Source organism: Collinsella sp. AM44-11 (genome assembly GCF_003467145.1).
Taxonomy (GTDB): Bacteria; Actinomycetota; Coriobacteriia; order Coriobacteriales; family Coriobacteriaceae; genus Collinsella.
Window position 1 is genome coordinate 66,184 of record NZ_QSFE01000008.1, and the last position, 23,146, is coordinate 89,329.

Annotated in this window: 9 protein-coding genes, 1 tRNA gene and 1 other RNA gene; 3 read left to right on the plus strand and 8 right to left on the minus strand. The window is 61.4% G+C overall.

The genetic code is table 11. From position 1 onward, the window contains the following. Nucleotides 1–228: 228 nt before the first annotated feature. The 4 genes from DW943_RS06610 to DW943_RS06625 form a co-directional block, all read right to left on the minus strand. The gene (locus DW943_RS06610) at nucleotides 229–4,317 is read right to left on the minus strand and encodes a fibronectin type III domain-containing protein (protein WP_117862546.1); all 4,089 of its coding nucleotides are present in this window, start codon (nucleotides 4,315–4,317) and stop codon (nucleotides 229–231) included. Nucleotides 4,318–5,118: 801 nt separating this feature from the next. Continuing rightward, on the minus strand, nucleotides 5,119–5,670 hold the full coding sequence (gene bilS, locus DW943_RS06615; RefSeq protein ID WP_117862547.1) for a flavodoxin family protein BilS: 552 nt from the start codon (nucleotides 5,668–5,670) through the stop codon (nucleotides 5,119–5,121). A gap of 127 nt (nucleotides 5,671–5,797) precedes the next feature. After that, entirely contained in the window at nucleotides 5,798–7,657 is a 1,860-nt protein-coding gene (locus DW943_RS06620) for an ABC transporter ATP-binding protein (RefSeq protein ID WP_117862548.1), read from the minus strand. Continuing rightward, a complete protein-coding gene (locus DW943_RS06625) occupies nucleotides 7,658–9,514 on the minus strand; it encodes an ABC transporter ATP-binding protein (RefSeq protein ID WP_117862549.1) in 1,857 nt (618 codons plus the stop codon). It abuts the gene before it with no gap. Between the two features lie 212 nt (nucleotides 9,515–9,726). On the opposite strand from DW943_RS06625, the gene DW943_RS06630 reads away from it, so the two are divergent. Continuing rightward, nucleotides 9,727–10,695 carry an LPXTG cell wall anchor domain-containing protein gene (locus DW943_RS06630; RefSeq protein ID WP_117862550.1) on the plus strand — a complete coding sequence of 323 codons (969 nt, stop codon included), beginning with the start codon at nucleotides 9,727–9,729 and terminating at the stop codon, nucleotides 10,693–10,695. A gap of 353 nt (nucleotides 10,696–11,048) precedes the next feature. On the opposite strand, the gene ffs is transcribed toward DW943_RS06630, so the two are convergent. From ffs to tadA, 3 genes are all read right to left on the minus strand, one after another. After that, nucleotides 11,049–11,144: signal recognition particle sRNA small type (gene ffs / locus DW943_RS06635), an RNA gene on the minus strand. A 94-nt stretch (nucleotides 11,145–11,238) separates the two neighbouring features. Next, a complete protein-coding gene (locus DW943_RS06640; RefSeq protein WP_233543615.1) occupies nucleotides 11,239–18,774 on the minus strand; it encodes a Spy0128 family protein in 7,536 nt (2,511 codons plus the stop codon). A gap of 580 nt (nucleotides 18,775–19,354) precedes the next feature. Beyond that, nucleotides 19,355–21,136: a tRNA adenosine(34) deaminase TadA gene (tadA, locus tag DW943_RS06645; RefSeq protein WP_117862552.1), complete on the minus strand. Its 1,782-nt coding sequence runs from the start codon at nucleotides 21,134–21,136 to the stop codon at nucleotides 19,355–19,357. 51 nt (nucleotides 21,137–21,187) lie between these two features. On the opposite strand from tadA, the gene DW943_RS06650 reads away from it, so the two are divergent. Continuing rightward, nucleotides 21,188–21,277: transfer RNA gene (locus tag DW943_RS06650), tRNA-Ser, on the plus strand. Between the two features lie 3 nt (nucleotides 21,278–21,280). Here DW943_RS06650 and DW943_RS06655 read toward each other — a convergent pair. Beyond that, on the minus strand, nucleotides 21,281–21,865 hold the full coding sequence (locus DW943_RS06655; RefSeq protein ID WP_099432361.1) for a TetR/AcrR family transcriptional regulator: 585 nt from the start codon (nucleotides 21,863–21,865) through the stop codon (nucleotides 21,281–21,283). A gap of 211 nt (nucleotides 21,866–22,076) precedes the next feature. Between DW943_RS06655 and DW943_RS06660 the strand changes: the two genes are divergently transcribed. Next, a complete protein-coding gene (locus tag DW943_RS06660; protein ID WP_199572810.1) occupies nucleotides 22,077–22,628 on the plus strand; it encodes a LemA family protein in 552 nt (183 codons plus the stop codon). The last annotated feature ends 518 nt before the right edge of the window (nucleotides 22,629–23,146 follow it).

Sequence of the window (23,146 nt, forward strand, 5' to 3'; positions counted from 1 at the left end):
CCGGGATGTATTTTCCGGTTGAGGACCCTTTGGGAAAGTGCGTCCCGGTCTGGGCGCTCAAACTGGGATGGATTTTCCGGATGAGGGCTTGACGGAAAATGTGTCCCGTTCCGGGCGCTAATTGTGGGATGCAGTTTCCGCTTGCGGAGTCTCCACTCAACAGAAAACCCGGGTGGCCTGTTTTTTGGCTACCCGGGTTTTTGGGTTGTCGATATGTTCGACTGGCTACTAGTGGGTCTTGCGGCGCTTGATCAGCATGATGAGGGCTATCACTACGAGCGTTGCTCCCGCTGCTGCTGCGGTGGCGACTAGGGCGAATGTTTGGTCGCCGGTGTTTGCGAGGTTCTTCGCTGTGGTCGTAGTCTTGACCTTGGTGTCGGTCTTAGCTCCGTTGTCGGACTTGGGCTTGTCCGGGTTCGTCGGGGTCTCAGGAGTCTCGGGGTCCTTTGAGCCTTCGGAATCGGTTGGGCCGGCGGTGTTTACCAGCGTATGGTCCAGGAACTTCTTGGCGCCCGCACTTGCCTGTGAGAACAGGCGGCGCGTGCGGATCGGGGTGGCGTTCACCGTTGTGGGCGCCGTCTCCTCGGCCTCGATATTCACGAGCGTCGTGCCGGTGTCGAGGCCCACGTCGTTGTATCCCACGTGGCAGTAATACTGCGCACCGTCATCGTCTGCGGCCAGGTCAATCTCGAGCTTTGAGGCCGTTCCAGCCGCGAGGTTGCCATCGGCACCCACGAGCTTAAACTCTGTCTCGCCGCGGCCCTTGCGGTACCACATATAGGTCGGTGCCAGCCCTGTTTCGCTATCGTCGGCACCGAGTTGCTTCACATGGCCAATCGCCGAGAGCGTCAGGTGGCTTCCCGCCGTGCGCTCAACCGAAGAGTCGTATCCAAGATCCGACCCCTCCGCAGCATCCGCCGCAGGTCCGCTCACGGTCATCGTCATGCCATCGGGCATGGTCTTGACCGTGATGATTGCCGAGCGAATACCTGTTTCGGTCGTGGATCCATTCTTAACGGCGGCGATGGCGAATCGATACTCCGTATTGGGCTGCAGCCCATCCCACTTGAGCGAGGTCTGCGTGTTGTCGGCAATCTTCCAGCTATTGACGACCGCATCCGCCGCATTGCTCTGCAGCATGCCAACGCCGTAGCTAAAGCCACTCTTGTTTGCGAGTACATCGTCCCAGCTAAACGTAACGCTGGTCGAATCGACGGCGTTTGCCGTAAAGCCCGTCACGGCCGGCGCGTCGGGCATCTCGACGTCCTTAACGTCATAGCCCACGATCCAGAACTGGTCGGTGTCCTTGGTGCCGAGCTTGTCGCCCGAGTCTGCCTCGAACTTGTCGACATCCACCGCGTTGACGCCCAGACGCCACACAAAACCGTACTTGCCCTGCGCGGCCTCGGGCAGGTTGTCGACGGTGCCGCCGTATTCGGTCGATTCACTCGAGGAGTTACCCGTAGTAAAGCCGGCGTTGGCACCAAAGCACAGGCCGCCAAACAACTCGTGCTTTGCGAGCTTCGCGCCCATGACAACGCTGCCGTTCAGCGTCAAGCCGAGCTCGAGCTCCTGCTCCTTGCCCTCCTCGACTTCGATGGTCTGCTCAATGCTCGCCCCCGACTGCGCGGCGGCGCCGTTAAACCCATCGTGCGTGTAGGCGCGCGTTACGCCAGGCTTGCCCAGGCCAAAGGAATCCCCAACGGGAGTCTCGCCGTTGAGCGTCGTTTGATAGGTTCCGGGTTCTCCCGACCGGTTGGTCAAAAAGTAGCTGAGCGGCGTCATATTGTGCTGTTTGGCAATGCGGTCATAGGCCTCGACATTAACGACCGAGGTCTGCGCGCCGAGCGACACGGGCGCCGCCATCACGCCCTTGCCACCAGTTTCCTCATTTTCGATCTCATACTCGTAATAGACCATCGGAATCGTGTAGAGCACGGCCTTGTCACCCTCGCCGGCATGCGACTCATAGCTTACGCTTGCGCTGACCGTGCGCTCGCTCCGGTAGTCATAGCATCCCTCGGCGGCAAAATCGACTGAAGCATTCATCGCGACCAGGGGCGGACCGGTCTGCACCTCGACGGCAACGCCCAACTCGGCGCCAATGGTATAGCCCTGGGATGTCCCCGTGCCCTTTTCCTCTCCGTATGACGTGCCGCCCAACACCAGATAGCCGTATGCCTGCTCCAGATCCTCAACATAGGGCGCATCCTGCAGCACGGCAAGCACGCGCGGGTTGGTATAGACCTTGTAGCGGTCCTTGTACGTAATCTTGACGCTGTCGTTGTCGACATCGGGCAGCGCGAGCGAGATAAATGTGCCATAGGTAGTGCCGCGACGGTTGCTCTCGCTAATCACCTGCTCCTCGCCGCGGCGCACCTTTCCGTTCTCGTCGAGCGAAAAATGCGAGGCGGTCATCCAATAGTAGTCATCGTTCTTGCGCAGGTCCTCGTCGCGGTGCTTGCCCACCACGGCGATAAAGCTCTCGTTATAGCGGTCCGAACCCGAGACGCTGCCCGCCTTGACGTCGCTGATCCACACCTGCTCTATACCCTTGTGGTCATGCTTGTTGCTGCTGTTGTATTGCTGACCGCTCATGCTCATGGTTCCGACCATGGACCCCAAGCCCTGAGCCCCGCTCTGTGCCGTGTTGCAGGCAAAGTCGCGGAACACATCGCCGCCCACGAGCACCTCGTCGACCGCCAGCTGCTCGGACAGGCCGTCAAGGTTGGCAGTGGCAAGGGCAATAGGCGCCAAGGTGCACGGATAGCGCTTATCCTGAGCGCTATCCTTCCATGCGCTGTTGGGCACATGCATCAGCCCATAGGAGGCGAGGAGCCCGTCTCTGTATTCCTTGCAATCGGAAAGCTTGAACTCGCCAGACTCCGAGTCAAAATACGCGTAGCGGTACAGCGCGCCGTACAGCCCCTTGCTGCCGTCAGAAGCGCCGTAATCAAAAGCGCTGCGTTGCCAGTCATAGCCCGCAAGAATAAGGCCCGTGACGGTTTCACCCGTCTTCTTTCCTTCTTCATCGTAGGCGGCAAACGTGCCGAACGTCGCATTCGCAGCGACCATGGTCTTGCCGTTCGCGGAGAGGGAGATTGCGCCCGCGTCGCCCAGAGCATCGACATGGACGAGCGCACCCTTGGATGCATCCCACGAAAACAGCTCGCAATGGGTCGACTTATCAATATTCTTCTTGCCGTAGGGTGCCGAGACCACGATGGCGAGGTCATCGCAAAAATCGCGATCGAGGTCGCCGGCCGCTAGCGAAACGACAGGAGCTGACTGAAGCTGCGTCCAGGAGTCGTTCCCGCCCTTGTTGTGCGTGGTGTAGTCCGCGGCGTTACCGGCATCGATCTTGACGACGCTTTGCTTCCAGTTGCCGCCCTCCAAGTCATACATGTCGACTACAGCCTTGCGCACGCCGTTCTCGTCGACATAGCAGCCCGCGTAGACAAAAAGCTCGTCGACGCCGTCGCCATCGACATCGCCCGCCTCGACATCAAAGACGGCGTCGTGCTCTTGCAGGTAACCGGCATCCAGGTACTTAAAACGGCCTTCGTACATCATATTAGTGTTGACCGTCACCGGCAGGTGTGTGTCGAGAGTGCGCGTACGCCCGTTGCTAAACGAGTAGAGGACCAGCTCAACCTTTCCGGCGTATGACTTGCCGTCAATCGTCGTGGAGGAACTGTCGCCGTAGGCACGGAGCTCGGCAACGCGGCTCTTTTTGCCCGTGCTGGCGTCGCTGCAGAACTCAACACTCGTGGCGTGAATGCCCGAGAAACCGTTGTTGTCGTTGGCGAGTACTGTTGAGGACTCATTGTTGCTTAGGTACGACCAGGTGCCGCCACCGTAGTCGCTATGCTTGTAGAGATCGCTGTTCGTATCGAAGTTGTTGACGTTTTGCCAGAACTTTGCGGCGCCCCACACACTTCCATAGCCATCGGTGAGTTTGCTGCTGCCGCCAATGTCACCGCGCTCGACGTTCTCGAGCTTGTCGCGCAGAGTGTAGCGATTGCCATGGCTACCGTTAGCTGCCATATAGACCTCGCTGCGCGTGGCAAACGTCGTGGGGGTATCAGTGGAATAGGGGCCAACGGTATCGGCCGGAATGTCCTCGCTCGTGCCCAGACCCAGGGCTTGATAATCCTGCTCGGTCATATCGGTGATTGCGGGCGCGTCTGCCGCCTGGGCAACCTGGGGCGTGGCCGTGAAGCAGGCGACGCTCGTGGCGATCAACGCAGCAAGCGCCGCCGTCCCAACAAGCGGGATTTTCGACAGCCTACGGATACGGGGGTGTGGAACGTACATGAGGGACCTCGCTTTACTCGAGTGGAGTGGACTCATTTTTGCAAATGATACGTCCGATGCCCGATATCACGTGTCTCATTTTCGCCAACGGCGTGTCTCATTTTTGAGAATCCGAGATGCCGCGGAAATCTTATCCCAGCTCAAAGGCCATTTCTGGGATGTATTTTCCGTCGAGTGCCTCATCGGGAAACTGCATCCCATTTCAAGCGTCGATTCTGGGACGCACTTTCCCCTTAGACCCTCAACCGGAAACCGCATCCCACTTTGAGCGCAAATTCCGGGATGCATTTTCCGCTTGAGCCTCATTGGGAAACGGCGTCCCACTTTGAGGGCTGATTGTGGGATGCATTTTCCGGTTTTGCTCTCATTGGGAAAATGCATCCCGTTTCTTGACCGAATAATGGGACGCAATTTCCCGTTGGAGCGCCTTTGGGAAAGTGTGTCCCACTTCGACCGCCCAGAGTGGGATGCACTTTCCGCAAAGCACCTCAACGGGAAACTACGTCCCATTCCAAAGGCAAATTCCGGGACGCATTTTCCGAAAGCCTGCCCATCCGGAAAGCCCGTCCCACTTTGGACGCATCCGGGCACGGAACCATCGACCTATCAGGCCTCCCATCAATAAAGAGGCGTCCTCCCGGACGGCGGGGCACGAAGTTCATCGCGAGTTCCGCACGCAAAGAAGGCCACTTAATGTGGCCTTCGTCTTGCGCAGGACTGTAGAGCAGGGAACTTCGTGCCCCGACGCCCGGGAGGACGTTACATTTAGAAAGATGGGCCGACCGCCGTCAGCGATGGGAGCTACTCCCCCAGCACGGCCTTCTTGGCCGCCGCCGCCATGTTGTCCAGATCTTCCTTGGTGGGATGGTCCTTCGCGGCAACCCAGTTGTCGAGCAGCATCTTAAATCGGGCGTTGTCGGGATCTTGCTCGAGCATGGCCTCGTAGCGCTGTTTGACCGCAGGGCCCATCTTACCCTGACACATCGCCCAGCCCGCAAGCTCGGCATCCACGGCCAGATTGGAAGTTACGCGGTCGATAATCTGCTGGTAATAGCTCTGGTCGGCCCCAAATCCGCAGGTGCCAAACAGGAACACGCGCTTGCCGTGCAAGGCAGAGAGCAACGCCGCGACCGAAGGCGTGCACGCGCCCTTGTCGCACCAAAAACCGACGAGCACCATGTCGGCCGCGCAGGCCCCCTGCGCCTCGAGCGCAACCTGATCTGCATCCGCATCGTCGCTCAACGCCGCGGCATGGACAAACTCAACGCCCGCAGCCTGCAGAGCGCGCTTGATCGCACCCGAAACCATCCTGGTATTACCGCTCTTGCTGTTAACCACCAAAGAGCACGTCATAGTCACGTTGCCTCGTTTCCCCCAAAACTAAAGCCACTAATGCAATTTATTAGATGAATATCTTAGTACTAACGTGACAGATGTAAACCACCGTCTGTCGATTGATTCATTTGCCCCACGGGCTTGCTCACTGGGCGAATTGGCTGCGGTAGAGTTCGGCGTAGAAGCCACCTGCCGCTAGCAGCTCGTCGTGCGTGCCGCGCTCGATAATCTCGCCGTCGCGCATCACCAGAATGCAGTCGGCGTTGCGGATGGTGCTCAGGCGGTGCGCCACGACAAAGCTTGTGCGACCTGCCATGAGCTCGTCGAATGCCGCCTGAACCTGCAGCTCGGTGCGCGTATCGATGCTCGAGGTCGCCTCGTCCAGCAGCAAGATCGCCGGGTCGGTAAGCATGACGCGCGCGATGCACAGCAGCTGTTTTTGACCCTGGCTAAACGTGCCGCCGTCCCCGCCGATCACCGTGTCATAGCCGCCTGGCAGCTGCACGATAAACTTGTGCGCATGAGCGCGCTTGGCGGCCTCGACAATCTGCTCGCGCGTGGCGTCGGGGCAACCGTAGGCAATGTTTTCGGCCACGGTGCCCTCGAACAGCCAGGTATCTTGCAGCACCATGCCAAAGGCGCGGCGCAGGCTTGCGCGCGTGTAGTCACGCGAAGACCGGCCATCGACCATGATGCGTCCGGCATCGATATCGTAAAACCGCAGCAGCAAATTGATGAGCGTTGTCTTGCCACAGCCCGTAGGACCGACCAGGGCAAAGCGCATGCCGGGCTTGGCCTCGATGCAGATATCCTGCAGCAGCTTGCGATCGGGCACATAGCTAAAGTCCACGTGCTCAAAGGTCACCTCACCCTGCGGGGCGGCAAGTTCAACGGCATCCTCCGCATCAGGCTCCTGCTCGCGGGCATCGAGCAGCGCAAACATGCGGCGCGCCGAGGCGTACGCAGTCTGGATCTGCGTAATAACGTTGGTGACCTCGTTGAACGGCTTAGTGTACTGGTTGGCGTAGGACAGGAAGATCTGCACGCCGCCCACCGTGAGCGCCGCAGGCACGCCCGTGATCACGCCCACGCAGCCGATGACGGCAACCACGGCGTAGATGATGTTGTTGATAAAGCGCGTACCGGGGTTAGAGAGCGAGCCCATAAACTGCGCGCGCTCACCTGCCGTATAGAGCTCGGCGTTAAGGGCATCGAAGCGCTGCTGAGCGTGCGGGCCGTAGGCGAAGGCGTCCACGAGCTTTTGCTCGCCCACATACTCCTCGATATGACCGCCCAGTTGACCCTGAATACGCTGCTGGGCCGTAAAACTCTTGTTGGAGAGCTTGGCGATGGCACCGGCCGCAAAGATGGAGAGCGGCGTGACGAGCACCACCACGAGCGTCATGGTCAGGTTAATGGAGAGCATAAAAGCAAGCGTGCCAACGATGGTGATAACGCCGGTGAAGAGCTGGGTAAAGCCCTGCAGCAGACCATCGCCCACCTGGTCGACATCGTTGACCACGCGGCTCATAAGGTCGCCGTGGGCATGGCTGTCGATAAAGCTGAGCGGCATGCGGCTGAGCTTGTCGCTTGCCTCCACGCGCATGTCGCGCACCGTCTCGTAGGACAGGCGGTTGACGCAATAGCCCTGCAGCCACTGAAAGGCCGCGGCCCCCACCACGACGAGCGCGAGCTTGGTGACAAGCGGCAGCAGCGCATCGAAGTCCACCTGGCCCGCCGCGACGATGAGGTCGATGCCCTCGCCGATGAGAATAGGCGTGTAGAGCTGCAGAATCACCGAGATGGCGGCGCTCACAAACGACGCCGTAAACGAGACGCGGTGCGGACGAACATAGCCCAGCAGGCGGCGGGTCACCGCGCCGGCGGGATAGCGCTCGGGATCGCCGGGCTGGCGTGGGCCGTCACCCAGGTCGTTGAGGCTATCGTTGCCGGACACGTTGGCCGTCATCGTGGCGACCGAACCGGAAGAAGTATACGGATTCATTTAGCAGCCCTCCTTTGCGCAAGTGGATGCCGGGGCAGCCGGGGCGGACGCGGGTGTCGCACTCCCCTGCTGGCCCTCGAGCTCCTCGCGGCGAAGCTGCGACTGGCAGATCTCGCGATAGAGCTGGCAGGTCGCGTACAGCCCATCGTGCGTGCCCAAGCCCGCAACCGAACCGTGGTCGAGCACGCAGATCATGTCGGCATCGCGAACGGTCGAGACACGCTGGCTCACGATGACGGTCGTCAGCGGCAGCCCGCCCTCGGCGGCACCGCGCACGCTGCGCTCGCGAATGGCATGGCGAAGCGCCGCGTCGGTCTTAAAGTCGAGCGCCGAGGCGGAGTCGTCCATGATCAGAATCTGGGGCGAGCCCACCAGGGCACGCGCGATGGTCAGGCGCTGGCGCTGACCACCGCTAAAGTTCTTGCCGCCCGCCTCGACCGGGGCATCCAGGCCTTGGGGCTTGTTGCGCACAAACTCGCTCGCCTGCGCCATATCGAGCGCCGCCCAGAGCTCATCGTCGGTCGCCGCCTCGTCGCGCCAGGTCAGGTTGCTGCGGATCGTGCCGCTCACGAGCGATGCGCGTTGTGGGACGGTTGCAACCACATGGCGCAATTGGTCGAGCGGCCAAGCGCGCACGTCGGAGCCCATCACGCTCACACTGCCGGTGCCCGCATCGTACAGGCGCGGGATAAGCGAGACGAGCGTGGACTTGCCGCTACCCGTGCCGCCGATGATGCCGAGCGTTTTGCCCAACGGCAGCTCCAGGGTCACGTCATTGACGGCGTTGGCGGCGCCTGCGCCAAACGAAAAACTCGCATGGTCAAAGCTCAACGCGGAGACCGGAACAGCGCCACCCGCCAGATCATTCGGCTCGGGCAGCGCGACCGGCTGGCTGCCCCCGTCGGTGATGCTCGGCTCACAATTGAGCACCTCGTTGATACGCGACGCGCTGGCGCTCGCCTTGGTAAAGACCACGACTAGGTTGGCAACGTACACGATGGAGGTCAGGGTCTGCGTCATGTAGTTGACGAACGCCATGACCTGACCCTGCGTAAGCTCGCCCACGTTGACCTGGATGCCGCCCACCCACAGGATGGCGCACACGCCCAGGTTCATCACAAGAAACGTGACGGGGTTGAGAATCGACGAGAGCTTACCCACCGCGATGGCGGTATGGGCCTGGTCATCGGCGGCTTGGGCAAAGCGCTCGCGCTCATGGTCCTCGCGCACAAAGGCGCGAACCACGCGGGCGCCCGAAAGGCCCTCGCGGCAGATAAGCGCGATGCGGTCGAGCTTTGCCTGCAGCTGCTTGTAGTACGGGATGCAGCGCGCCATGACAAACCAAAACACCAAGCCGATGGCGGGCGTGCAAATCAAAAAGATCATGCCGAGCTTAAGGTCGATGGAAAGGGCCGCGACCATGGAGCCCACGGCCAAGAAGGGCCAGCGGATGAGCATGCGTACGCCCAGCGCCACAGCGAGCTGCACCTGGTTAACGTCGTTGGTGATGCGGGTGATGAGCGACGGCGTGCCGAAGCGGTCGAGCTCGGCGTAGCTCAGCTTGTTGATGTGCCCGTAGAGCGCGCCGCGGATGTCGGTGCCCATGCCCTGCGAGGTGAGCGCCGCCATCTTTTGGCAGACGAGCGTAAACGAGATGCCGATCACAGCCATGGCGGCGAGCACCACGCCGTAGTGGACAACGGCGTTCACATCGTGCGCGCCGATGCCCTTATCAATCATCTGGGCAATCACCAGCGGCGTAAGCAGGTCAAAGATCACTTCAATCAACTTGCACGCAGGGCCGATCACCATATACCGGCGAAACTTACCACCAAAACGCCTGAGCAGCTCAATCATAGAAGGCGCTCCCTATCATCATTCACACTCAATTCGAATCATGATAGTACGGTGAGCCCAAAAGAAGCGTAAACAACTCGTCATTTCTAATGGGGTTCGGTTTCCAAAGAAGCGGAGAGGTGCGCATGCCCGGTCAGCGGCGCGCCAATCGCTTGGTATACTTACAGTAGTGCTACCAGCCGAGTCGCCAACCCTTGAAATGAGGTGCCGAGATGAACGACATTCTCGCAAGAAGAGCAAGACGAGCAACTGTGGGCATCGCCCTTTCCGCGGCACTTGTCGCGGGAATCGCCCCCGCAACGGCGATCGCGGCGGAAACCAGCTCCCCCACCGGTGCAGTTGCCTTGCAGACGGAAGACGCGGCCGCCGCAAAAGACAAAGCGTATGCAGCCATGCAGGAAGCGCTCAAAAACCTCGAGGCCGCAAAAAACGCCGCAAGTCCCGAGAAAATTGCGGAAATCGATGATGACATTACCGCTTTTCAAGAGATCTACGGCATGGTGGTGACGGAAGCCGCCAAACGGAGGGAACCCCTTCCCGCCATGCAAGCGAACGTCGATGCAGCCCAAGCCAAATACGATGAGGCCCACAACCGGACAAGCGGCCTTCAGGCAGAATTAAATAAGGCAATCGACGACGGAGCTTCTAACGAAACTATTAAGCAGTTGCGAAGTGAGATCATGTCGGCAGAAAGGCGAGAAAAATCTTGTGAAGATGATCTTCACCACTGCCAACGCCGGCTCGAAAGCCAGAAAAGACAGGTTCAGTATTTCGAAAGTGAGGCAGAGGAAGCCAAAGCCCACATCGACGAAGACGTAGCCAAGCGAAATGCGCTCATCAGCGATTTGGAAAAGGCGCAAGCGGCCTATGACGACGCCTGCAAGGCATACGAAGAGGCAAAGGCCGCGGCAGACAAGGCCACCTCGCCCGAGATAACGAAACCCGCCGAGACGACAAAACCCTCCAGCTCAGCGCAGCCGGCCGAAACGGCACAGCCCGCCAGCTCGCCCGCGACCGGCAAATACGCTCCATCGAGCTCCACCAAGCAAGCAAATACGACCACCGGCAAGCTCGCAAACACAGGCGACACAGCGCCGAGCGCAATCGCACTCGCAGGAATCGCCGCCGCAGGGTTCGGAATAGCCACCGCGGGTGTACGCCGCATCAAGAACTCAAGGTAGCTACCAGCGAACGTCGCCTTTGCCAATCCGCAAGCCCAAAATCAAAAGAGGCCCCGCTTCCCCAACTCAAACGAAGGAAGCGGGCCTCTTTACTTGTTAAAACAGATGCCAACGCCGCCGTCTCTTGAACCACGCAGCCATCAATGCCCAGACAACACTAGCAAGCCGCATTCCTTAAGGGATAGATTTAATTAGACTAACGCGCCTTTACGGGTGATTTTTGGACGACGGGGCCCGGCCGGCGACGAGGCATTTGGTAGTCGAGCGATCCCGCAGGCGCAGCCGAGGACCAGCGAGACACCAAATACCTCGTCGCCGGCCGGGCCATGTCGCGGCACCAAAAAACGCCCGTGCGCTCGATGGATTCGGACGCCCGACAGAGGCTCCTTATGGCTGCTTCCTTCCGGACCTGACCAGATTCGGAACATGTCGTCATCCGAACCCATCGAACGCGCTAGGCGCTCGGTATATCTTACCTGCTCCCGCCCGCCACGGCAAGTGGGGCGAACCCATCGGATGGATTCGCCCCACTCGTCCATATCGCTAGCGGCGCCTGCGGTACAGGACCGCGCCGCCCGCTGCGGTCAGCGCGCCGATGCCGGCCATGGCGCCGAGCGCCTCAAGCGGCAGGCTGCGGTCGCCGGTGTCGGGCATACCGCCCTTGGAGCCGTCACCGCTAGCGCCGCTGCCGGAGCCGTTATCTGAACCGCCGCCCGAGCCGCCGCCCGGCGTGCCGGGGTTCTCGGGGGTGCCGGGGGTGCCGGGCTCCTCGGCGTAGCTGTTGGTGAAGACCGGCGGCAGGTTGGCGTCGCCCTCGTAGGAAACCTTCGCCGACAAATAGCCCGTCCTGGTGCCGTCTGCCGCCTCGTCGCTCACCGTGACGACGATCTTGTGCACCGCCTTGTCGTAGGTCACGTGCGCCTGGCCGTCGTCGACCTCGCTCACCGTGAAGGTGTAGGTGCCGGCCTGATTGAAGGTCAGCGCATCGAACGTGACGCTGCCATCGGCGGCATTCTTGGCGGTCGACATGACCTTGCCGTCCCGGCTCTTGAGCTCAAAGCTAAACTGGCCCGCCTTGAGCTCGGCGCCCTTGAGCACCTTGGCGGCGCCCAGCTTGAGGGTGACGGGTGCGGCCTCGTAGCCGTTGGTAAAGGTCACCGAGTCGTCGCCCGTGGGATTGCCCTCGGCATCCGCCAGCTCGTGCTTGACGGCGAGCGTGCCGTTACCGGCATCGGTGACCGTCGTGCGCACGCGGTACGTCGCCTTGTCGTATGTCACGCCGCCCGCCGTGCCGGCGACCTCGCGCAACTCGTAGCTGTGCATGCCGGGCGCGGTGTAGGTGACGGGGCTGAGCGCGACCGTGCCGTCGGCGGCGTTCTTGCCCGTCGCCGCGACGCTCTCGCTGCCGTCGGCGGCAAGCTCGACCAACTGGAACTCGAACTCGCCCTCGGCCAGGTCACGGCCCTTGAGCTTCTTGTTCACCTCGATCTGGTCGGTAACGGAGCTCGGCGTCGGGTTCACGCCGTAGGTATTGGTGAACTCGAACGCGCCCTTACCCTCGGGCGTGCCCTCTGCGGGCAGGACCTCCGCGGCGAGCGTGCCCGCGTTGGTGTCCTCGACCACCTTGACCGTGAAGGTCCTGGTTGCCGTCGCGTCGTTGACCACACCGTCGACCGAACCGGACTCGCTCACCCGGTAGGCAAACGTCTTGGTACGCAGGCCGTCGCCGTCGATCTCGACGTCATCGAGATCGCTCGGCTGCTTAAACGTGACATGGCCCAGCTCGACGTTGCCGGCGGCGTCGTTGGTCGCCTCGGTCACCGTCTTACCGGAGGCGCCGACCGGCGCGGGCGCGCCGTCCAGCGGCTCAATCTTAAAGGTGTACCTGCCCGCGATGTCAGCCTGCGTGAGGCCGAGTCCGGCCTGGCCGAGCGCCAGCGTCTTGGTACCCGCGATGTCGACCGTCGCCTCGCCGGCGCTATAGCCGTTCACAAACGACAGCGTGCCGTCGGAGCCCTCGGGGTAGGTCACGGCCACATCCAGCCCGCCCTTGCCGTTATCGGTCACCTTGACCGTGATGCCGAAGCTCGACGTGGCCGCCGTCACGCCCGCAGGCAGCCGGTCCGTACCGTCCTCGGAAACGGTATAGGGAATGACCCAGGAGCCGTCGGCGGCCCTGGTGGCGATGCCGTCCGCCACCATCTGCTCGAGAGCGTCGGTGGTGTAGGAGATGGGCGAGAACGAAAGTCCCACGGCCTCGCCGTCGCCGGAGGCCTGGTTGGTCGCGGTCGCGACCACATTGCCCTGGGCATCGCGGACGGAGAACGAGAACTCGCCCGCCGCCGCGGCGCGGCCCGTCAGCGTCTTGGTGGCGTTGATGGCCACGTTGCCCTCGCCGCCGAGCGTTCCGGTGGCCTCGTAGGAGTTCTGGAACGCGACCGTCACGGGCGCGGGCGTCGCCGTGACGTCATTCGCTGTGGAGACCTCGCTGCGGGCGACCTCGAAGCCGTCCTTGGCAACTGTGGTCGTGACCGTAAGCTTGCCCGTCGCGGTATCGTAGGCGAGCGCGATGGTCACCGTGCGCGGCGCGGTGTCGTTGGTGTAGCCCTCGCCGCCGAGCTTGGTCTCGGTGACGGTGAAGCGATAGACCTTGCCCGCGTCGGCGTCGGTGAACTTCACGTCGCTCTCCGCGGTCCCGCCGATGAGGTCGACCAGGCCGGCCGCACCGTCATCGGCCGCGGCCACGGCGTAGGCGTCCTTGCCGGTCTTGAGGCCGAGCTTGGCGGCCGTCTCGGCGTCCGCGGTCACGGTGAAGGCGAACTGCCCCGCCTCCATGGCGCGGCCGGAGAGCGTCTTGGACAGGCGCACTCCCGCGCGGGCCGAGTAGTCGAGCTCGGTCGTGTAGGTGTTGACGAAGTCGCCGCCGCTCGCCTGCGCGATTGCGGGCGTCGTGGCCGTGAGGTTGCCGGAGCCGTCGTCGGTCACGGTCACCGTCATCGTGGCGGTGTGGCCGTCGTAGGCCACACCAGCGATGGCGGAGCCGTCATCGGGCCTGACCTCGCGCACCGTGTAGGTGAAGGTCTTGGCGCGCACGCGCTTGCCGCCGACCTCGGCGAACCCGGCGTCCTTGATGTCGTCGAGCGTGTAGCGGATGGGGCCGAAGTCGAAGGCGACCCTATCGCCCGCCTTGGTGCCGGCGCCGGCCGTCACGCTGACGGTCTTGGAGCCGTCGGCAGAGCCCTCGGGCATGGGGGCGCCGTCCTCGCCCGCGAGCGTGAACTGGAAGCTGTCGCCCTCCGCCCAGTCGCGGCCCTCGAGCGTCTTGGTGAAGAGCCCCGCGGTGGAGACGTCCCTGCCCTCGGTGGCCGTTCCGTACGTGTTGGTGAACGCGACGGTCGCGCCGTCCTCGGTCACGGCGCCTTCGGCCTTGAAGCCGTCAGCCCCGTTAACCGCGGTCGTGTAGCCCTCGGCGGCATCCTCGGTCACGGTGTAGCGCGCGCCCACGGGTAGGCCGGAGATGATCTTCTCCCCGCCATCCTTAAGCGTGAAGTTCGCCTTGCCGCCCGCGAACGTCACGGCGTGCTCGCCCTTGCCGAAGGTGCCAGAGACGGGCTCGCCGTCCCCGTCGGTCAGCGCGACCGTAAAGCCGAACTCGCGCTGGCTGTCGCCGCCGACGACCGTCTTCTTGACGGTGAGGTTGCCCCCGCGGGGCACGCTGTTGTGGGTCGTGTTGGTCTGGGATTCGTTCTCCCCCACCTTGACCGTGGCGGTGTTGGAGATGTCGTCGACCACGGCGGCTTCGGCGGAGACCTTCACGTCAAAGCTGAGCGTGCCCGTGGCGCCCGCAGCCTGCTCGCCGAGCGACCAGGTAAGGGTGCGCGTCGCGGCGTCGTAGGCGGCACCGTCGGCAGAACCCTCAACATAGTTAACGCCCTTGGGCAGGACATCGGTCACCGTCACGTCGGCCGCCTGCGCGGCGCCCCTGTCGTCGACGCTGTTATTGGCCCAGCCGATGGTATAGGTGAGGGTATCGCCCACGCCCACCGGTTTGCCATCCACATCGACCTTGGCGCCCGAGGCGTCCGCCTTGGTGACGGTCTTGGTGTTGTCGTGCGGCGTGAAGGTGTTGGTGAAAGTCTTCTTGCCCCGCTCGTTGGAGATCTCGGCCTTAAGGCCGGCACCGGTCTGAGTCACCGCGATGTCGAAGGTGTAGGCATGCGCGTCGTCCTCAATCAGGACATCGCCGCTTGCTTTCTCGGTCACGGTCGCGTGGTAGGTGCCCAGATTGGTGAAGCTGAGCTCGCCAAAGGAAACCTTGCCGTCCCTGTCATTCTTCGCCTCGATTGGGTAGCCCTCGAGAACATTGCCCGCGCCATCGGTGAGGGAGAGCTCGAAGGTGAATTCCCCCTCCCGGAGGCCGGGCTTGCGGCCTCCAGCGAGCACCTTGGTGAGCTCGGGGACGAACGCCGTGGCGGGGGCGGGGTCGAAGGTGTTGGTGAAGGCGGCGGAGGCGACCTGATCGGCCGAGATGGAGCCCTCGGCCCTGGATCCCTCGGCTCCGTTCACCGCGGTCGTGTAGCCCTCGGCGGCACGTTCGGTCACCGTGTAGGCAGTTCCCGCGGGCAGCCCCGTAATCCTCGCCGTCTGGCCATCTTTGAGCTTGAGGGTCGCCTTGCCGTCCTCGAACGTCGCGTCACCGTAGGTGCCGGATACTTTGCGGCCCATGGCATCGGTGGCCTCAACCACAAACTTAAATATCTTGTCCGCGTCGACCGCCAGGCCCTCGCGCGCCACGACGGTCTTGGAGACATCGAGCTCGCCCGTCTTCACAGTGTTGGTCACGGTGAAGCCGCGCTCGGCGTCGCCGGAGACCTTGGAGCTGTAGCCCTCGACGGGGTCCTCGGCCACGGTGTAGTCGATCACGGCGCCGGACTTGGAGTACTTGGGCAGGCCCTCGAAGGAGCCCTTCCAGTTATTGGACTTTGACAGCTCGATCGAATCGCCGGTGGCCTTCCCGTCGGCGAGCAGGCGCACGGTGGCCTTCTCGGCCGCCGGGCCGACCCACTTCTTCTCGACGGGCACCGAGACCTTGGCCGTGGAGGCGTTGGTCACGGCGAAGCCGCGCTCGGCGTCGCCGGAGACCTTGGAGCTGTAGCCCTCGACGGGGTCCTCGGCCACGGTGTAGTCGATCACGGCGCCGAAAGCATCACGCTGCGGCAGGTTGGAGAAGACGCCCTCCCAGTCGTCAGACTCGCTCAGGGTGATCGAATCGATGACGGTATCGCCGTTCTTGAGATTTACTTTTACCTTATCAGGATGGGGAATCCTGGGGTTCTCCCAGACCTTTTCGATGGGAATGTTGATGTTCTCGGACTTGCCGATGACAACACCGCCGTTGGCGCCGATGCCGCCTCCCAACGGCGCCGTATTGCCAGAGATCGTCAGCGACGTCTGGCCGCCGCCGAGGTTATACACATCCTCGCTCATCACAGATTTAAGCGCGACGTTCGGCGTGGCGTCGGTAAAGGACAGGGGCTCGCCGTTGTCACCATCGGGCGAGAATCGCGGGATTTTGGGGTTTGTTGCCGCAGTGGTGCCCTCGGGGTTAAACAGTCCACCGTCTCTGTACCAGCTGACCTTTCCGCCGCCCGGAGCGCGGTTGGCCAAGGTCAGTTTGTATTTGGCGTCTTTGGCGCCGGTGAAGACGAAGTCGTCTCCCGCCTCGTCAGCCGTGTTCCTGGCGATCAGGCCGCCGTCCTGGACGTAGACCTTGGCATCTCCGGTAGGGCAGAACCACATGCCGCCGCCCTGTTTATCCGCATGGTTATCAACAACGCAAGCGTTTTCGATATGGAGCGTACTATAGCCAAGATACTCGTTGCCTTCGCTATACACGCCGCCGCCCATGCTCCAAGCAGTATTACTCTCGATCTTGCCCGCGCTGAGCGTAACGTCATTCGAATAGGTATAGACACCTCCACCGGCGGAAGCGGAGTTGCCAGATATGGACCCGCCCTGCATGATGAAAGCAGTATTCCCATTTTCGCTATTCTGACAGCCCGGGTCGACCACACACACTCCTCCGCCTTTGCCTTTGCCAGACGCAACGTTGTTCTCAATCTTTCCATCCGTCATGGTGAACTCGGCGTTGCCCTCAATATGAACTGCTCCGGAAGGATCGTAGGCCGCCTCCAGCCTACTGCTCCTGTTGCCGGAAATCTGACCACCAGTCATCGTGAACTTGGCTCTTTGGTTTTCGCCCTTACCCCGGCCGTACGCAAGCACCGCACTGCCTCGATAACCGTTGTTGCCCTCGATGCGGCCTCCGCTCATGTCAAAGCGAGCGTTGCCCCACAAAATGACGCCAGAAGATGTAAGCCAAAAGCAATTGGTGGCCCCGGTAACGACTCCGTTGTTGCGGATAACGCCACCCTTCATAACTACATGAGCGCCGCTGGACGCGCGAACGGCACCGCAATACGAATGGCGCAGCTCGCACTGCTCGATGACGCCGCCCGTCATGGTAAGCGAGGCATTTTCTCCCGACACGTCGACGGCGCCCGTGCTATCCCCGCTCGTGGTACCGTCGTACACAACGGCCTCGTCAGAGAGCACAACTGCTCCCCTGCTAGAAATAATGGCGCCCTTGTTGTAGCGACCCCTCAGAGACGCTTTCCCCGACAGCTCGAGGGACGCCCTCTCGGCAACATTGACCAGTACGGAGACGCCGCTATTCTTTGTTGCCAAGATGGTATAGGGCTTATCCGATGTGATCTTAATCATCTTCCCGGCAGGAATCGTGAGCGTGGAGCCGAGCTTCACGTGCTTTTTCAGGGTGATGACGGTTTCCTTGCCATCGGGGGCCTCGTTGACCAGCTCCTGAAGGGTCTTGGTGCTGTCATCGCTCACGGTACCGCCGACGCCATCATCGATGTGCTCGCGCGTGTAGACGATATCGACGCCAGAGGACGGGAGGTTCTCCGAGCCGGTGATGTCATCCATGCTGTTTTCGATTGTGATCTTCTGAACCGTGCTGTCGTCAAACATACCCAAGGGTATTTTGGTGAGGCCGCGCCCGATCGTCACATCCCTCACGCCACCTACGCCCGAGAAGGCTGCCCTGCCAACGGAAGTCACGGAATCCGGAATGGAAAGCTGCTCCGGCAACGTGCCGTAATAGAAGGCGTAGTCGCCAATTGTCTCAAGTGTCCTGGGAAGCTGGACGGCGACGTTGCTCTGGATAAAGGCCCAGTCACCGATACTCTTCAGGTTGTCGCAAAGCCCCACGATCTTAACCGGCGTATAGCAAAACGCATAGCCCGGAATGCTCTGAAGCGAGGACAGGTCCACGGACGCCCGCAGATTTTTGCACTCGCGAAAAGCCCCGCTGCCCATCTTTGTCACCTTGCTTAGATTGGGCACACTCACCAGGCTGGCACACCCCTGGAAAGCAGAGGATCCGATGCTCGTCAATGTGCCCGGGAAATCAATCCCGGTTAAACTCGAGCAATTCCGAAACGCCCCATCCCCGATGGACTCGATTTCGCTCAGCGCGGTGACGGACGTGAGAGAGGTGCATCCGTCAAACATGTGCGAGGGGATCTTGGTAACCGAAGTGGGCAACGACACGCTTGTCAGAGACGTGCAGTCTTCGAATACGCCCGTTATGGTGTCGGAGAAGGCGACATCTTTTGGAAACTCGATGCTTGTGAGGGCCGTAGCCCCCTCGAAGGCGCCCGAGCCCGAAATCATTTTGAGGGTGGAGGGGAGATTGATCTCCGAAAGGCTGCTGCAGCCATTGACCATCATGTTGGCGCTAATCTCCTCGACGCCCTCATCAAAATAGAGCTTTTCGAGCGAGCCAGCGTTTTGCAACGAGCAACCGAAGTTCTTGATGGAGCCAGGGATATGGAGCTCCTTGACCTTTACGAACTTCCGGAAATACCATCCGCGCACGTTTTCGAGCGTGTCGGGAAGCGTCAGCTGCTCAACATTCTCGGCCACGATACCAGACGAGAAATAAAGGTCGGTGACTTTGTAGGTCTGGCCACCATGCTCGATGGAGCTGGGCACACTCACCGCGGTTACACCGTCGCCGGCAACAATACATGTGATTTCCGCCGTACCTTTATCCGTGGTCTCGCACGAATAGGTCACGCCGTCCTGGGTGATCTCAAACTCCTCCGCAGTATACGCAGTCCGCGATGCCGTGGCCGCATATGCGACACCGGCCGTCGCGCCAACGGATAAACATCCGAAGCCGAGAACCAGCGCAAGGCAGAGAGCAGCGACTCTCCGCCCCCCCCCGCCGAAAACTTTCCTCTCCAATTCCCTTCTCCCCCTCTGGTGTCGCCTTCTCTTCCCAAGAGCGATCTATTGATTAGGACAGTTTAAGACAACATTATGCCCAAAGAGATCCATCATGGAGATAATCCACGTCTTCGCCCGAAATGATAATTAATTGGCAGGATTAATTGGCGAACAACTGAACGAAGAGCAATCTACTAATGGCACATAAATGGCGGCGTCAACACCTGAAGTGCATAGCCTCCGATCCCTAGACAGCACCATCGAGCGCCACAAGGCGCAGGATTGAATTGTTCAGATTCACATGCCTTTACGGGTGATTTTCTAGCCCCGTCCCAAAATGACTACTTTTCTAGATTCGGCCGAGGTCGTAGGATCGAGCGGCAGACTCGCCGGCGCAGATGAGGTTGGTTGTGGCTTCTTGCACACCGAGCGCCTGGTCGAGGGGCATGGGCTTGCGGCAGATCGGCAAAACCAGGTCGACGCCCTGCCCATACACCGCATCCAGGCTGTCGGCACGACCGCCCACGACGGCGACCACCGGTTTGCCATATCGCTTCGCACGACGGGCCACGCCCACCGGCGCCTTACCGGCGGCGGACTGCTCATCCATATTGCCCTCGCCCGTTATGACGAGGTCGACATCGCGCACGCGCTCGTCAAACCCAATCAGATCGAGCACCGTCTCCACGCCCGAGCGTAGCTCCGCACCGAGCGCCAGTAACGCCGCGCCCAAGCCACCGGCGGCACCGGCGCCGGGCACACCGAGCACCGAGCCAAATGTCCGTGCACCCTCGGATGTGCGCAACAGCCCCTGGGCTCGAGCTCCGGCAATCGCAGCGTCGAGCAAGCGGCCGTAGCCGACCATCCAGCTGTCGCACCTGTTCAGCGCCTCGGCATCATACGCCGGCAGACCCTTCTGTCCGCCGAACACCGCAAGCGCGCCGCGACGCCCTACGAGCGGATTCTCGACATCCGAAAGCACAACGATACGAGCGCCATCCAAAGCCTGCAGCGCTGGCGCCAAATCAACGCTCGCCACCTGCTCAAGGCCGGCAAGACCGGGGGCGACATCGCAGCCCCGATCATCGACCACACGCGCGCCCAGCGTCTGCAGCATGCCGGCGCCGCCGTCGTTGGTGGCGCTGCCGCCCAAGCCAATATAGATAGTCTTTGCACCCGCGCGAACCGCATGAAGCATCAGTTCGCCCACGCCATAGGTCGAAGCCGCAAGCGCCGACGACTCCGTGCAAGGCGAATACCCAATGCCGGCCGCCTCGGCCATCTCGATGACCGCGGACTCGCGCTCGACATCAACCAGCATCCGGGCAGGCACACGCTCGCCCAAGGGACCTGCAACCTCGCAGGTCACAAGCTCGCCACCGCAGGCGGCAACGGCGTCGAGCGTTCCCTCGCCGCCATCTGCCAGCGGCAATGTGCACACCTCGGCATCGGGCCAAACGCGGCGCACGCCTTCGGCAACCGCCGCCTCCGCCTGCGCACTCGACACGCTGCCCTTAAAGGAATCAATCGCCAACAGCACACGGCGGGGCCGGCGGCACGCGGCACCAAAATCGACCGCCTCAACGGCGATATCTTCGGCACACGCGAGCGCCTCGGCATGAGCGGCATGTGCCTCAAGATCGGCCCCACAACCGCAGCCAGTACCATCGGTGCCACGCAGCCCACTAAAATAGCCGCTCAACACCTCACGACACTCATCCGCCAGGACCCCAGTCGCCACATTAAACCGATGATTCAGGCGCGAGTCGGCATTCAAATCGTATAGGGATCCCAACGCGCCCGCCTTGGCGTCGCTCGCGCCATACACGCAGCGCCCCACGCGCGCGTTAACCATAAGGCCTGCGCACATGCAGCAGGGCTCGAGCGTTACGTAGACCGTACAGTCGGAAAGGCGCCAGCGGCCAAGCGCCTGGGCGGCGGCGCACAGGGCCGCGAACTCTGCATGCGCCGAAGGGTCCTGGTCGAGCTCGCGCCGATTGTGCGCCCTCGCGACGATCTCGCCGTCGCGCACCACTACGGCTCCGATGGGCACCTCGCCCACCGCCGCGGCGGCTCGCGCCTCCGCCAACGCCTCGCGCATGAACTTCACGTCGATTTCGGTGATCGTCATCGTTCGCCTTCCCTGTTGCAAATTCAAAACGATGCTATCATTACGACTCACGGAGAGATGGCAGAGCGGTTGAATGCGGCGGTCTTGAAAACCGTTGAGCGCGAGAGCGTTCCGGGGGTTCGAATCCCCCTCTCTCCGCCACTTTTAGTGATGCACCGGTGTCATGGTCCGCTCAAACAGCGCATCGACCACGTCGGCCATCTCGGGTCGACGCTCAAGATCGTGGCCCGATTCCCACCATATCGTGAAAAGTCGAATAATACCGCCGGCGACAAACTCAGACGTCGTCTCGAGTGACACGGGGGCCAGGGCATCCTCGGCAAGCACGTTCATCACACGCTCGCGGATGGAGCGGGCAATACGGTCGCAAATAACGTTGGTCAGCATTCCCGACATGCTGCTCGCCAAAATGTTGTCCATGAGCTGCTCATGGGCCAGAATCAGGTCCATGGCATCGTCCAAAATCGCGTGCCGGAGCGCGCGCACGTCCTCGGCAGACACTGTGCCGGCCTCATCGGGCTGTTTTTGCGGCAAGCCGGACATGAGCTCATCGATATAAAAGGCAAAGTAATCGTTCTTGTCGCGAAAGTGCTTGTAGAACGTCGTGCGGCGAATCATGGCGCGGTCGCACAGCATGGCAACCGTCAGGTCCTCAAAACGATGCTCCTCGAGAAGCTCGGTGAAAGCATCGAACAGGGCACGGTAGGTTTTCTTAATGCGAAGGTCCACTGGTATCGCCATCCTCAGGGCAAAGACAACACTCGTCAATCTGTCGCATATCTTACACCTGTACCTCGCGCGCTTTGCCCCAGTGCCAACCCCGCCGAAAACATAACGCTTACCGGAAAGTTCGGCACGGCAAAACGTTGCGGGTATACTAGTAGCGTTATACCAACGGCAGCTGGCGCATGCCGCCGCGGCCTTTCGAAACGGAGACATCATGATTACCGTCATCATCGGCATCGTTGTTGTCATTGTGATTGTCTGCGCCATCGCCGGCATCTACAACAACATGGTCACCAAGCGTAACCGCATCGATAACGCCTGGCAGAACATCGATACGCAGCTGCAGCGCCGCAACGACCTGATCCCCAACCTGGTCGAGACCGTCAAGGGCTACGCCAAGCACGAGCAAGAGACGCTCTCCGCCGTGATCAGTGCGCGTAACACCGCCGTCAAGGCCACCACGCCCGAGGCCAAGATGGAAGCCGACAACGTGCTGACCGGTGCGCTGCGCCAGCTCTTTGCCGTAGCCGAGGCCTATCCCGATCTTAAGGCAAACACCAACTTTACGCAGCTGCAGACATCGCTCGAGGATACCGAGAACAAGATTAGCTATGCACGCCAGAGCTACAACGACTGCGTGCTCAGCTACAACAACGCCATTCAGACGTTCCCGGCTGTCATCTTTGCCGGCATCTTCCAGTTTAAGGAGCGCCAGGGCTTCGAGGCCGCCGAATCAGCCCGCCAGGCCCCGACCGTCAAGTTCTAGTAGTTTGGCAGCGCATCCTTAATCGGCCAAATGCATAAACCGCCCCGTCGAATGCATACTTCGACGGGGCGGTTTCCTTTTTCGCGAAGGTCCCCCTCTAGGCGCCGTGCATTTTTAGGAGTATTCAACATAACCAAGGGCTTTGGGCTCCGCAGCAGAGGCGTTAGATAGCGAATACCCCTGCAGCCCGAGACCCAGCAGCCCATAACCCCGCCTATTATTCGCGAAAAGCATCGACAAGCACGGATTTTTGCCCGAACGACGATATGCAGGAGCCTTCGATTGCAGAATACTCGCAAAAATGCACGTCGCCACCACCCCCACATGGCGCGACGCAAAACAAAAGCGCGGCCTAAAAGGCCGCGCGCCATCTTTAATTCAGATTAATTATTGTTCGTTGTGACATCGCCGAGCCCGCAGGGCGGAGAGCAAGTTCCCTCCCGGCGCATTCCGCAGGACGCAAGAAGCCCTCGCCGCACGAAGTGCGCAGCGAGGGCTTCTTGCATGTCCGAGGACGC